The sequence below is a fragment of the Streptomyces sp. NPDC056527 genome (assembly GCF_042794475.1).
In the GTDB taxonomy this organism is placed as follows: Bacteria; Actinomycetota; Actinomycetes; order Streptomycetales; family Streptomycetaceae; genus Streptomyces.
The window spans coordinates 36,073-47,648 of sequence record NZ_JBHTTQ010000040.1 but is presented as its reverse complement, the minus strand read 5'-3'; the positions used below and the strand labels follow the sequence as shown (position 1 = coordinate 47,648).

Below are 11,576 nucleotides of genomic sequence, written 5' to 3'. Positions count from 1 at the left end.
TTTTGGTGGGGCACCCGGGGGGGGTGGCGGGGGGGGGTGGGTTTTAGGTCGCGGGCCCCCGGGGGGAGGGCTTGGTGTCCCGGGGCCCGGGGCCCCACCACCTCTATCTCGACAACATCGCCGTCCACCCCGACGCCCAGGGCACCGGCCTCGGCCACCGCCTGCTGGCCTTCGTGGAGTCCCGCGCCCGTGAACTCGGTCTCCCCGAGGTACGGCTGCTCACCAACGCGATGATGTGGGAGAACCAGAAGATCTACGAGGGGCACGGCTACGAGGTCGTCGAACGGCGGCTGGACGGCCCGTACGACCGTATTCATTACCGCAAGCGCCTCAACTCGCCCCCGATAGGGTGAGTTTCGGACAGCAGAGGGCTTGATCCGGTATCCCTGGCGGGCGATACCACCCCCCACCCCGAAGGGACATCCCCCGATGCGACTCCGCCTCGCCCTCGCCGTCGGCACCCTGCTGGTCGCCGCCTGCGCGTCCGTCGCCCACGCCGGCCCCGGCGACGAGCTCTCCGTCGACGGCCGGGGAACCGTCGCCGCCGACGGCACGGTCACCGTCTCCGGCACCTACCGCTGCGTCGACGACAGCGCGGGCCCGGTCTTCGTCAGCAGCACGCTCGTTCAGGGGGAGCGGTCCGCCGGGATCGGCGGCACCCGGGCCGTCTGCGACGGCCTGGAGCGCACCTGGTCCAACACGGCCGTCGTGAAGGAGCCGGCCTACCGCGCCGGCTCCGCCCGGGTGCGGGCGACCCTGATGCGGCTCAACGCCGGCGGTTCGCTCGGCCTTCCGCTGCCCGGGTTCCTCGCCACGCAGGAGTCGGACGTCACCCTGCGCTGAGCAGGACGACGAGGCCGTCCCTGCCACGGTCCTCGAGCTCGTCGAGAGCCGCGACGGCGCAGTCCGCCGCCTCCGGGTCCGAGGCGGCGAGGCCACTGGCCTCGAACTCGTCCTCGTCGAGCCGCAGCACCTCGCTGCCGTCCGCCGACACCCACAAGTCCAGGTCCAGGTCCTCGACCACGACCTCGGCGCCGTCGATCACGGCCGGCCGGGTGACATCGCAGTACCAGCCCTTGAGCGTCCCGTCGGCGGAACGGACCTCCTTCACCGCGTACCAGCGGTCGCGCCAGTAGTGCTCCACGAACACATCGCCCGGCTCGAACCGTACGAAGCCGAAGTCCCGTACCCCCTCGGCCGCCCACGGAGCCCGGACCGACAGCCGGGTGCCGTCGTCGGCGAGGACCTCGGCGGGGTAGCGGATCTTCGTGCGCCCCGCCTTCACGAGCACGACCTCAACCGATGGTGCGGACATGACGTACCTCCGTCGCACAGATCTCGTAGCCGAACCACTTGTTGATCGCCAGCATCGGCTCGTTGCCGGCGTCGTTCCCGGTGAACGCCTCCGTGCAGCCGGCCGCCCTTGCCCGGTGCAGGGAATGGTTCTTGGCGAGCTTGGCCAGACCGCGCCCACGGAAGGCCGGGTCGGTGCCGGTCATCCCTGTGTTGTACCGCCCCTGGCCGTCGGTCTGGGCGGCGGTGAAGGCGGCGGGACGGCCGTCGACGACCGCGACGGTCGTCAGCTCGGGGTCGAACAGCGGATGGTTCCAGGTGGTCGCCAGCCAGTGCTCGTAGTCCGTCAGCTCGGCGCCGACATCACCGGGCTCGTCGGCCGTGGTCAGCGCGTCGAGCACGAACAGCGGACGGGGATCGGCGGCGAACTCGGCCGCGGAACGCAGTTCGACACCGGCCGGCGGCTCCTGGAGCGGCGGCAGGTCGGCGGAGGTGAGGTCGAGGCGGAGGAAGTGCGCGGAACGGCGGGCCGCGTACCCGTGCCGCTCGGCGAAGGCGCGGAACGCCGGCTCGTCGAGCACCCAGCTGTAGAGCGTGGTCGCGCCGTGCCGCGCGAGGTGCTCCTCGGAGGCCCGCACCAGCAGTGTGCCGGCGCCGAGCCCCCGCTTCTCAGGATGGACGTAGACGTTGACCGAGCCGACACCGGCCTCGGGAGCGTCGTGCGCGATACGGAGCTGGGAGGTGCCGACGATCTCCCCGTCGACCTCGGCGACCAGCGGACGCGCGTGTGCGTCGGGATGGGAGTGGGCCCAGTCGAAGGCCACCTGGGCGGCGTTGGCCAGCATGAACGGGATGGCGGCGCGCCGGACGCGGGCGAAGCCCTCGGCGTCCTCGGGTCGTACGTCACGGACGATCACAGTCATGGTGTCGCACGGTACGGGCCGAAGTGGCGCGGCCGCCTCCCCATTTACCCGGGGGCGGGGGCAGAATCGGCCCGTGACATTGCGAATCACCGTGGACACGGACTCGTCGACCGCCCCCTACGAACAGCTGCGCGCCCAGATCGCCGAGCGCGCCCGCTCCGGCGCCCTGCCGGTCGGCTACAAGCTGCCGACGGTACGCGGCCTGGCGGAGGAGCTGGGCCTCGCGGCGAACACGGTCGCCAAGGCGTACAAGTCGCTCGAGGCGGACGGGGTCATCGAGACGCGCGGCCGCAACGGCACGTTCGTCGCGGCGGCGGGCGACGCGGCCGAGCGCCTGGCGGCGAGCGCGGCGGCGACGTACGCGGCGGAGGCGAGGCGGCTGGGCCTGTCCCGCGAGTCGGCGGCCTCGGCGGTGACGGACGCGTTGCGGGCGGTGTACGGAAGCTGACTCCGCCGGGCCCCGGGGGAGGGGCGCGTCCACCCGTCCTCCCTCGGGGCTTCCTCCCGGGGGAGCCGGGCAGGGCGACGGCCCACGACGGGGCCCGCTACAGGTACATCCCCGCATCCGGGATCCGGGGCTCCGGGAGCCCGGGGGCCGACGTGCCACGGCGCAGGGCGTACAGCTCCGCCAGCGTCGCACCGTCGTGGGGAACCCCCTCCTCCGTGCCCAGCCACGCCACCGCCTCGCGGCGCGTCAAAGCGCCCACCTCGATCCGCGCCAGGCACCGTCCCGGGCGGACGACCGCCGGGTGCAGCCGCTCCAGGTCCTCGTTGGTCGTGACGCCGACGAGGACGTTGCGGCCCTGGCCGAGCAGCCCGTCCGTCAGGTTCAGGAGCCGGGACAGCGCCTGGCCCGCCGTGTGCTTCGCCTCGCCGCGGATCAGCTCGTCGCAGTCCTCAAGGAGCAGCAGCCGCCACCGCCCCTTCGCCGTGCCCTCGTCCTCGCCGATCGCGATGTCCATCAGATATCCGACGTCGTTGAAGAGCCGCTCCGGGTCCAGGACGCAGTCCACCTGGCACCAGTCCCGCCACGACCGGGCGAGCGTGCGCAGCGCGGACGTCTTGCCCGTTCCGGGCGGCCCGTGGAGGAGCAGCAGCCGACCGGCGATGTCGTCCGGGGTGACCTTCATCAGCCGGTCCATCTGGTCGGCGACCGGCGCGGTGTAGTTGGGCCGGATCTCCTCCCAGGTCCCCGCGCTGATCTGACGGGTCGTACGGTGTGGGCCGCGCCGCGGCGACACGTACCAGAAGCCCATCGTCACGTTCTCGGGCTGCGGCTCGGGCTCGTCCTTCGCCCCGTCCGTCGCCTCCTTGAGGACCTTCTCCGCCAGCTCCGCCCCGGTGGCCGTGACGGTGACGTCCGCACCCCGGTTCCAGCGGGAGACCAGCAGGGTCCAGCCCTCGCCCTCGGCGAGCAGGGCGCTGCGGTCGTCGTCCTTCGCGGCCCGCAGCACCTTCGCCCCGGCCGGCAGGAGCGTCGCGGTGGGCTTCACCCGGTCCAGGGTGGTGCTGTGGGAGTGCGGCTGCTCGCCGGTCGCGAAGCGGCCGAGGAACAGCGCGTCGACGACGTCGGCGGGTGAGTCGCTGTCGTCGACGGTGAGCCGCATCGGCAGTGCTTGCTGCGGCTCTGACGGCGGCATGGTGGCAGACATGACGGCCATGATCCGGCAATCGGGCATTCCGTGCACGGTGTTTTGAACGGGACGATCCCGCGGGTCGCGGCGATGACGGCCGCCGCGACCCCTCGGAGTCAGACCGCGTGCCGACCGGCCGCCCGCAGGGCCCCCCGCGCCCGGCGCACCACCGCGTACCCCTTGGTCAGCACCCGGTCCGCGGCGAAGGCGCGCCCGATCGCCCGGCCCTCCACCAGCCGTTCGAACTCCTCGATGCCGGTGGACCGCCGTACGGTCACCCTCTCCAGGGCGTACGGTCCCTGGCGGCGCCTCGCCGTCGCGTTGCCGACCGCGAGCGCCTGGGCGTAACCGGCCGCCCGGACGGTCCGCCGGACACGCCGGTTGGAGTATCCGTACGGGTAGGCGAAGGACACCGGCGCCCTGCCCAGCTCCTCGCGGACGATCTCCTTGCACCGCAGGGTCTCGTACCAGAGCCGTCGGTCGTCGACCTGGTCGAGCTGTGGATGCGTGTGAGTGTGCCCACCGATCTCCGTGCCGGCGGCGGCCAGTTCACGGACCTGGTCCCAGTCGAGCATCGTGTCTGGGGCCCCGCCCTCGTCGTACGCGCCGCGCAGCCAGCCCGTGGAGACGAAGAGCGTCGAGGCGAAGCCGTGCTTGGCCAGTACCGGCAGGGCGTGCCGGTACACCCCCTCGTAACCGTCGTCGAAGGTGATCAGGACCGGGCGCGCGGGCAGGGTCCCGCCCGTGCGCCAGGCCGTGGCCAGTTCGGCGGTGGTGAGCGGGGTGAGACCGCGGTCGGCCACCATCGCCATCTGCTCGGCGAACGCCTCGGGCGAGACGGACAGCCGGTGCGTCGCGGGGGCGGGCCGGTGGTCCACCGCGTGGTACATCAGGATCGGTACGGGCTCGGTCACGCGGCCACCTCCGGGGCGGACGCCGAGTCGGACCAGGCCGGGATCGGGCCCGAGGAGAACGTCGCCCCGCCCCGGCGTACCCGCAGCGCGCCCTGTACGAACCCGCCGGCCGCCACCACCACACCCGCTACGATCGCGCCCGCCCGGCCCGCGCCGCCGGGGCGGCGGAGCACGGCGTCGCGCAGTCCGCGCACGACGCCCGCGGGCAACACCCTGGTGGTGTAACGCCGTTCGGCCTCCAGTCCCTCGTTCGCTCCGACGCTCCTGGACACCAGTGCCTTGGAGATGCCCTCGGCGTACGTCCGGCTGCGGAAGTAGCCGAAACGCTCGCGGGCGGCCGGGACCTTGTGGTGGATGACGGACCGGTCGTCGATCAGCAGCACCGCGTCGGGGAGCGCCTGGGAGAGCCGGATGCACAGCTCCGTCTCCTCGCAGCCGAGCGGCCGCTTGTCGCCGTCCCGCCCGATGCCGGTGGCGAAGCCGCCGGCGACGTCGAAGGCCGTACGCCGGAAGGAGGCGTTGCCCCCCAGCACGTTGCGCACCCGGACCAGCCCGGGTGGCAGGCCCCGGTACGTACAGCCGACGACCCAGTCGAACTCCTCGGGGAACCAGGCCGGCCGCTTTCCCGACGCCCAGGCGGGGAGGGTCCGGCCGCCGACGGCCATCACGTCCGGGTCGTCGTACCCCGCGGCGAAGTACCGCAGCCAGTCCCGCTCGGCCACGGCGTCATCGTCGAGGAAGGCCACGAAATCGCCGCGGGACGCGGCGATTCCGGTGTTGCGGCCGGAGGAGAGGCCGCGGGGGCCCGCGTTGGCGAGCACCCGCACCTCCTCGCGTACCGACTCGTCCTTGAACTCCTCGGCCAGCCGGGCGAGGAGTCGCTCGTTGTGGTCGACCACGAGCAGGATCTCCAGTGCCGGATGCGACTGCGCCCGTACGGAGTCGACCGCCGCGAGGATGTCCTCCCAGCGCTCCTCCGTGTAGACGCAGATCACGACCGAGAACCGACGGTCGCTCAAGACGCCTCTCCTCGCGGAACGTTGACGGAGAAGGCGGTGGGCCGGCGGCGCGCCGCACGTCTCACACCCTTCTCCTTGAGGATGACCTTGAGGACCCGGATCCCGTCGCGGACGGCGTTGAGGTTGCTGACGCCGTGGATGCGCAGGTACTCGTGGCTCGGCACCTCCTGGACCTTCAGACCGGCCTTGACGACCCGGATGTTGATGAGGGTCTCGATCTCGAAGCCGGTGCAGTCCAGGGTGATCTCGTCGAGGCAGCGGTGCCAGAAGGCGTTGTACCCGTAGCAGAGATCGGTGTAGCGGGCGCCGAACTTCCGGTTGACCAGGGCGCACAGCGCCCAGTTGCCGAGCCGGCGGACCGGCGTCATGTCGTCCGTGCCGCCGCCGTTGGCGAAGCGGGATCCCTTGGCGAAGTCGGCGCCGCCGACCAGGGCGGAGACGTAGGAGACGATCTCCTGGCCGTCGGCCGAGCCGTCCGCGTCCACCATGACGATGATGTCGCCGGTGCAGGCGGCGAATCCGCTGATGAGGGCGTCCCCCTTGCCCTTGCCGACCTGCTTGACGACCTTGACGTCGGGCCACAGTTCACGGGCGACCCGGACGGTGTCGTCGGTGGAGTTCCCGTCGACGAGAACGACTTCGTGGATCCAGTCCGGAAGCGTCTTGAAGACGTACGGAAGATTTTCCGCTTCGTTCATCGCGGGGATGACGACACTCACCGGCGGTGTGATCGCCAAATGCGAAGTGATCGCCTTGTATTGAGCGGCTATCAGAGTCTGGTCCGCGGAATCATGGCCGGTGACGGCCGGGCGCAGGAATGAGCTCATGGCTGGTGTTTCCCTCTCGTCCGGTGGACCGCCCGCCCCCGGGCTGTCCGGTGGTCTGTCCGGTTCGAAAGGGGGGTCCTCACCCCGTCCGCACGGCAACAATCGCCGTATGGCATGGGTGAGTTGGCATCTCAAGCCGCGCGGCACGCGACTCGGCGACACGCTTGTGCACGCCGAGCACAGCACCCCCCTACCGCGCCCCGCTCCGGGACCATCGCGACGCTAGAGCCCTCCCCTGAGCCGCTTTGCCGATGGACCGATGCGGGTGAGATGTACGACGGTATTGATGAATGCGACTGTATGGCAAGTCCTGGATCGGCGACTCCCGTTTCTGCTAATTGGAGAGCCTTCTGCGGTCAGATACGGAACCGTCCCGATCGGATTTTCACAATCCGTTTGCCCAATGGTGTCATTGGGGTTGGATGAAACTTCTGAGTAATGCCGTGCGAATTCTTTTCGGGGCGCGTTCGAGCGCTCGCGGTCGCCGGCTCCGCATGATCCATCAGCTGGCTTGATTTCGACGGTCCCTGACGGAGGGTCGGCAACTTCTCGCCAAGGATTCTTGGCATGGACACTTCCAGCGCGCCGGATCCGCTGCTACTACCAAGTAACGCAGAGATCCTGCTACAGGGAGGTTCCATGAAACTGTCCCGATTCGCGGCTTTCTCGTCCTCACTCATGCTCGGCGCCGTCCTCGCCCTGACCGGGGCGGGAGCCGCGCAGGCCGCCGAAACCGCAGCGCTCGACTACGTGGCGCTGGGTGACTCGTACTCCTCCGGTGTGGGCGCCGGGAGCTACGACAGCGCCAGCGGCGACTGCAAGCGCTCCACCAAGGCCTTCCCCGTCCTCTGGAAGAACGCGAACGCACCCTCGTCGTTCGCCTTCACGGCTTGTTCGGGCGCCCGAACGGGTGATGTCACGAGCGGGCAGCTCGGACCCCTCTCCACCGCCACCGACCTGGTCTCGATCACGATCGGCGGTAACGACGCCGGCTTCGCGGACGTCATGACCACCTGCGTCCTCCAGTCGGAATCGACCTGCATCAACCGTGTGAATCAGGCCAAGGGCTACGTCGACACCACCCTGCCCGGGAAGCTCGACGCGGTGTATTCGGCCATCGCGTCCAAGGCTCCGAACGCCCGGGTCGTCGTCCTCGGCTACCCGCGCTTCTACAAGCTCGGCGGCAGCTGCGTCGCCGGGCTGAGCGAGAACGAGCGCCGCGCCATCAATGACGCGGCCGACTATCTCAACGCGGCCACCGCCAAGCGCGCGGCCGACCACGGCTACACCTTCGCCAGCGTCGTTCCGTCGTTCACCGGGCACGAGATCTGCTCCGGCTCGGCATGGCTGCACAGCGTCAACTGGCTCAACATCGGGGAGTCGTACCACCCGACCGCCGCCGGACAGTCCGGCGGCTACCTGCCCAGCTTCAGGGCTGTGGCGTAGCTGACCCGCTCGGGGAGGTGACCCCGTCCGTCGGGGTCGCCTGCTCACAGGTCACCGAGAAGGCCACCCAGTTCGAGCGCTTCTCGACCGGGGCGCGCACCTCCAGCCGGATGCGGTCGCGGCGGGTCTCGTCCGCCCGGTACGTCAGTTCGGTGTGCTCGACCCCCTTCTCCCGCGGGCCGTCCGCGGCGAACTCCAGCGTCCGCCAGTCCGTCGCCGGGCTCTCGCCGCTCTCCGTCACCCAGCGGTACTCCACCGAGACCGGCGTACGCCCCACGGTGATCACTCCGGCGAAGGCGGGGGCCGAGGCCTCCGGCGGCGGACAGGCACCGCTGTAGCTGTCGCGCAGGGCCCGCACGTGCACCAGGACCGTCTGCGCCGGCGGCGGGGTGGTCTGCGTCGTGGGCGGGCTGCTCGGGGTGGCCGTGGTCCTGGTGGGCGAGGGAGTCGCCGGTGACGTCGTGACCGGGGCGCTGCTGGTCGCCGTGCCCCCCGGATCCTTGTCGCCGTTCTGGTTCCGCAACAGCGCGTACGTCAGTCCGCCCACGGCCAGCAGCAGAAGGGCCACCCCGATCGCGAGCACGGTGCCGGCCCGGCTCGGGCGGTCCTGGGGCGCCTCGCCGGTGGGCCCGGGGGGCTGGTGGTACGGAAGGGGCATGGGCGGAGTCGACCCGGCCGGCTCCGTCGGACCGGCGTGGTCGTACGGCTCCGAGGGCACCGGCGCGGACCGCGGCGGCCCCGGGCGCGGCGCGCCGCCCGCGGCCACCAGCCTCAACTCGCTCTCCGCCTCGGCCGCTTGGAGCCGCTCCTGCGGATCTTTGCGGAGCAGCCCCTCGATCACGGGGGTCAGCGGGCCGGCTCTGCGCGGCGGCGGCAGCTCCTCGTCCACCACGGCCCGCAGGGTGCTCAGCGGGGTGTCCTGACGGAAGGGCGAGGCGCCCTCCACCGCCGCGTACAGGAGCACTCCGAGCGACCACAGGTCCGACGAGGGTCCGGGAGTTCGGCCCAACGCCCTTTCCGGTGCGAGGAATTCGGGCGACCCGACCAGCTCGCCGGTCATCGTGAGATTGGAGGTCCCCTCCACCGCCGCGATGCCGAAGTCGGTGAGGACGACCCGTCCGTCGTTGGCGAGCAGCACATTGCCCGGCTTCACGTCCCGGTGCAGCACCCCTGCCTCGTGCGCGGCGCGCAGCGCGGCCAGTACGTCGGCGCCGATGCTCGCGGCGCGCTGCGGGGACACGGGGCCCTCCGCGTCGAGGACGTCGGAGAGCGTCAGCCCGCGGATCAGCTCCATGACGATCCAGGGCCGGCCGTCCTCGGTGGCCACGTCGTACACCGTCACCACGTTCCGGTGCGAGATCCGGGCGGCCGCCCACGCCTCCCGCTCCAGGCGGGCGTAGAGCCGCCGCTCGTCGTCCCCGGCGAGCCCGGCCGGGGCGCGGACCTCCTTGACGGCGACGTCGCGGGCCAGGACCTCGTCCCTGGCCCGCCATACGGTGCCCATGCCCCCCTGGCCCAGGACGTCGAGCAGTCGGTACCGCCCCGCGATCACGGTCATGGCGTGTCCCCGTCCGTCGTCCACCGGTGGAACATTCCTGCCCCCGCCCCGGCCACTTCGAACACCGCGCCGCGAGCCTCGGGTGATCTTGGTGGTGGAGATCACACACCGTCAGAAGACGGAGATCGGCGAGCTTGCGTGCAGGATGGTTCGTGACGGTTCGGCAGGTGTTCGAGTGCTGTCCAACTCGCCCTGGAATCAGATGGATTCGGACAGTAACCGTCAACCCCCGTACGAGTGCGGTGAATCCTGCCGCCGGGATACACGAGTGTCACAGCGGGGCGATAGGGTTAACCTGCCCGGGCTGGGTGCCCTCGTTAGGGTGGGGAGTGACATGGAACAGATAGCAATGCGCAGCAGGCCGCGAGTGCCTGCCATCACATGCGGGAGCAGCGCGACCAGTTCGCGACTCGACCGCCATCTCGCGGTGCTCGGCGGTCCCGTCGTGCCACAGCGCGACGCGGCCGAGGCGACGCTGCTGATGCTGGAGCTGACGTCGCGTGACGTCTCGCACAGCCGTCGCAGCAAGAGCGCGCGCGTCTCGCTCTTCGCCCCTCTGCGCCGCCTGCGGCGCTCCCTCTTCGGCAGCCGCGGCTGAGCCGGCGTTCCTCCGGGGTCGTGGGCACCTGATCCGCAGGGCTGGGATCCCCCTGGGGGTACCTCCCGGGCGAAGCTCCGGGGGAGAAGCCCCGGGGGCAGGTGGGCACACCCCCGAAGACGTCGGCTGCCGCACCCCGCTCACCCCCGCGGCCCCGTCACGCCACGACACCGTCCCCTCGTAGCGCCTCCAGCTCCGCCGGCCCCACCCCGAGCTCACCGAGTACCGCATCCGTGTCCTCCCCCAACGCCGGGATGCGCCCCATCCGGGCTTCGGGTCCGTCCGGGAACGTGACCGGCGGCAGCAGGGTCCGCAGCGGCCCGGCCGCCGAGTCCATGAACCGCCACCGGTCCCGCGCCGCCAGCTGCGGATGCTCCGCCAGATCCGCGACCGTGTTCAGCCGCGCACACGCGACCCCCGCCGCGTCCAGCCGTGCCAGCGCCTCCGCGGCCGTCAGCGGCGCCAGCGCGTCGGCCACCACCGCGTCCGTCTTCGCCCGGCCGGCCACCCGGGCCGTGTTCGTGGCGAAGGCCGGATCGTCCGCCAGATCCGGCCGCTCCAGGACCTGTTCGGCCAGCCGACGCCACTCACGGTCGTTCTGGACCGACAGCAGGACCAGGCTCCCGTCGGCCGTGGGATAGGCGTCGTAGGGCGCGATGACGGCGTGCGCCAGACCTGTGCGCGCCGGTGCCGTGCCCCCGTGCATCCCGTGGTGCAGCGGATGCCCCATCCACTCGGCCAGCGAGTCGAGCAGGGACACCTCCACGGGGCCGCCCCGCCCGGTCGTCCCCCGTCGCACCAGCGCCGCGAGGACGCCTGTGCAGGCGTACATCCCCGCCGCGATGTCGGCCGCCGGAATCCCCGACTTGACCGGCTGTTCCTCGGTGCCGGTCACCGAGACCAGCCCCGCCTCGCACTGCACGAGCATGTCGTAGGCCCGCTTGTGCGCGTACGGCCCGCCCGGCCCGTACCCCGAGACGTCCACAGCGATCAGCCGCGGATGCGCGGCGCAGAGCGTGGCCGCGTCCAGGCCGAGCCGGGCCGCCGCGCCCTGCGCCAGGTTCTGTACGAAGACGTCGGCGCCGGCCACCAGGCGACGGACCAGGTCGAGACCCCGGGCGTCCTTGAGGTCGACGGCCACCGACTCCTTGCCGCGGTTGCACCACACGAAGTGCGAGGCCAGGCCCCGTGCCGCCGTGTCGTAGCCCCGGGCGAAGTCCCCGCCGTCCGGACGCTCGATCTTGACGACGCGGGCGCCCAGGTCCGCGAGCTGGCGGGTGGCGAAGGGGGCGGCGACGGCCTGTTCGACCGCCACGACCGTGATCCCCTCCAGGGGGAGTGGCTGAGTGCTCATGACAGCCCTG

At 71.6% G+C, this 11,576-nt stretch carries 12 protein-coding genes and 1 pseudogene; 5 read left to right on the top strand and 8 right to left on the bottom strand.

Annotation, left to right across the window (positions count from 1 at the left end; all coding sequences use genetic code 11):
• Nucleotides 1-92: 92 nt before the first annotated feature.
• Nucleotides 93-353: pseudogene (locus ACFQ7Q_RS20325) on the top strand (GNAT family N-acetyltransferase); the annotation flags it as partial.
• A 76-nt stretch (nt 354-429) separates the two neighbouring features.
• Nucleotides 430-843: a DUF6299 family protein gene (locus ACFQ7Q_RS20320; RefSeq protein WP_383556991.1), complete on the top strand. Its 414-nt coding sequence runs from the start codon at nt 430-432 to the stop codon at nt 841-843.
• Here ACFQ7Q_RS20320 and ACFQ7Q_RS20315 read toward each other — a convergent pair.
• Nucleotides 830-1,315 (bottom strand): DUF402 domain-containing protein, encoded by a 486-nt coding sequence (locus ACFQ7Q_RS20315; RefSeq protein WP_383556989.1) that lies wholly within the window; start codon nt 1,313-1,315, stop codon nt 830-832. The genes ACFQ7Q_RS20320 and ACFQ7Q_RS20315 overlap by 14 nt on opposite strands.
• Nucleotides 1,296-2,216 (bottom strand): GNAT family N-acetyltransferase, encoded by a 921-nt coding sequence (locus tag ACFQ7Q_RS20310; RefSeq protein ID WP_383556986.1) that lies wholly within the window; start codon nt 2,214-2,216, stop codon nt 1,296-1,298. Before ACFQ7Q_RS20310 ends, ACFQ7Q_RS20315 begins: the two co-directional genes overlap by 20 nt.
• Before the next feature lie 73 nt (nt 2,217-2,289).
• On the opposite strand from ACFQ7Q_RS20310, the gene ACFQ7Q_RS20305 reads away from it, so the two are divergent.
• Nucleotides 2,290-2,664, top strand: a complete 375-nt coding sequence (locus ACFQ7Q_RS20305) for a GntR family transcriptional regulator (protein ID WP_383556984.1) — start codon at nt 2,290-2,292, stop codon at nt 2,662-2,664.
• Nucleotides 2,665-2,761: 97 nt separating this feature from the next.
• On the opposite strand, the gene ACFQ7Q_RS20300 is transcribed toward ACFQ7Q_RS20305, so the two are convergent.
• The 4 genes from ACFQ7Q_RS20300 to ACFQ7Q_RS20285 form a co-directional block, all read right to left on the bottom strand.
• Nucleotides 2,762-3,895, bottom strand: coding sequence for a DUF5925 domain-containing protein (locus ACFQ7Q_RS20300; RefSeq protein WP_383556982.1), 1,134 nt, complete (start codon nt 3,893-3,895; stop codon nt 2,762-2,764).
• Nucleotides 3,896-3,966: 71 nt separating this feature from the next.
• Nucleotides 3,967-4,740 carry a polysaccharide deacetylase family protein gene (locus tag ACFQ7Q_RS20295; RefSeq protein ID WP_383557035.1) on the bottom strand — a complete coding sequence of 258 codons (774 nt, stop codon included), beginning with the start codon at nt 4,738-4,740 and terminating at the stop codon, nt 3,967-3,969.
• 20 nt (nt 4,741-4,760) lie between these two features.
• Nucleotides 4,761-5,783, bottom strand: a complete 1,023-nt coding sequence (locus tag ACFQ7Q_RS20290; RefSeq protein WP_383556980.1) for a glycosyltransferase family 2 protein — start codon at nt 5,781-5,783, stop codon at nt 4,761-4,763.
• The gene (locus ACFQ7Q_RS20285; RefSeq protein WP_383556978.1) at nt 5,780-6,610 is read right to left on the bottom strand and encodes a glycosyltransferase family 2 protein; all 831 of its coding nucleotides are present in this window, start codon (nt 6,608-6,610) and stop codon (nt 5,780-5,782) included. The genes ACFQ7Q_RS20290 and ACFQ7Q_RS20285 overlap by 4 nt, the downstream gene beginning before the upstream one ends.
• Before the next feature lie 639 nt (nt 6,611-7,249).
• Between ACFQ7Q_RS20285 and ACFQ7Q_RS20280 the strand changes: the two genes are divergently transcribed.
• Nucleotides 7,250-8,056: an SGNH/GDSL hydrolase family protein gene (locus ACFQ7Q_RS20280; RefSeq protein ID WP_383556976.1), complete on the top strand. Its 807-nt coding sequence runs from the start codon at nt 7,250-7,252 to the stop codon at nt 8,054-8,056.
• On the opposite strand, the gene ACFQ7Q_RS20275 is transcribed toward ACFQ7Q_RS20280, so the two are convergent.
• Entirely contained in the window at nt 8,040-9,614 is a 1,575-nt protein-coding gene (locus ACFQ7Q_RS20275; protein ID WP_383556973.1) for a protein kinase, read from the bottom strand. The two genes, ACFQ7Q_RS20280 and ACFQ7Q_RS20275, sit on opposite strands and share 17 nt — an antisense overlap.
• Nucleotides 9,615-9,948: 334 nt before the next feature.
• Here ACFQ7Q_RS20275 and ACFQ7Q_RS20270 point away from each other — a divergent pair, with 334 nt between their 5' ends.
• Nucleotides 9,949-10,212 carry a hypothetical protein gene (locus tag ACFQ7Q_RS20270; RefSeq protein WP_383556970.1) on the top strand — a complete coding sequence of 88 codons (264 nt, stop codon included), beginning with the start codon at nt 9,949-9,951 and terminating at the stop codon, nt 10,210-10,212.
• Nucleotides 10,213-10,369: 157 nt separating this feature from the next.
• Here ACFQ7Q_RS20270 and ACFQ7Q_RS20265 read toward each other — a convergent pair whose 3' ends face one another.
• Nucleotides 10,370-11,566: a CaiB/BaiF CoA transferase family protein gene (locus tag ACFQ7Q_RS20265; RefSeq protein ID WP_383556967.1), complete on the bottom strand. Its 1,197-nt coding sequence runs from the start codon at nt 11,564-11,566 to the stop codon at nt 10,370-10,372.
• Nucleotides 11,567-11,576 lie beyond the last annotated feature (10 nt).

Excerpts from the sequence above, each read along its gene's own strand:
- ACFQ7Q_RS20275 (WP_383556973.1), bottom strand. The coding sequence starts at position 9,614 with ATGACCGTGATCGCGGGGCGGTACCGACTGCTCGACGTCCTGGGCCAG.
- ACFQ7Q_RS20300 (WP_383556982.1), bottom strand. The coding sequence starts at position 3,895 with ATGCCCGATTGCCGGATCATGGCCGTCATGTCTGCCACCATGCCGCCG.
- ACFQ7Q_RS20320 (WP_383556991.1), top strand. The coding sequence starts at position 430 with ATGCGACTCCGCCTCGCCCTCGCCGTCGGCACCCTGCTGGTCGCCGCC.
- ACFQ7Q_RS20280 (WP_383556976.1), top strand. The coding sequence starts at position 7,250 with ATGAAACTGTCCCGATTCGCGGCTTTCTCGTCCTCACTCATGCTCGGC.
- ACFQ7Q_RS20310 (WP_383556986.1), bottom strand. The coding sequence starts at position 2,216 with ATGACTGTGATCGTCCGTGACGTACGACCCGAGGACGCCGAGGGCTTC.
- ACFQ7Q_RS20315 (WP_383556989.1), bottom strand. The coding sequence starts at position 1,315 with ATGTCCGCACCATCGGTTGAGGTCGTGCTCGTGAAGGCGGGGCGCACG.
- ACFQ7Q_RS20285 (WP_383556978.1), bottom strand. The coding sequence starts at position 6,610 with ATGAGCTCATTCCTGCGCCCGGCCGTCACCGGCCATGATTCCGCGGAC.
- ACFQ7Q_RS20295 (WP_383557035.1), bottom strand. The coding sequence starts at position 4,740 with ATGTACCACGCGGTGGACCACCGGCCCGCCCCCGCGACGCACCGGCTG.
- ACFQ7Q_RS20270 (WP_383556970.1), top strand. The coding sequence starts at position 9,949 with ATGGAACAGATAGCAATGCGCAGCAGGCCGCGAGTGCCTGCCATCACA.
- ACFQ7Q_RS20265 (WP_383556967.1), bottom strand. The coding sequence starts at position 11,566 with ATGAGCACTCAGCCACTCCCCCTGGAGGGGATCACGGTCGTGGCGGTC.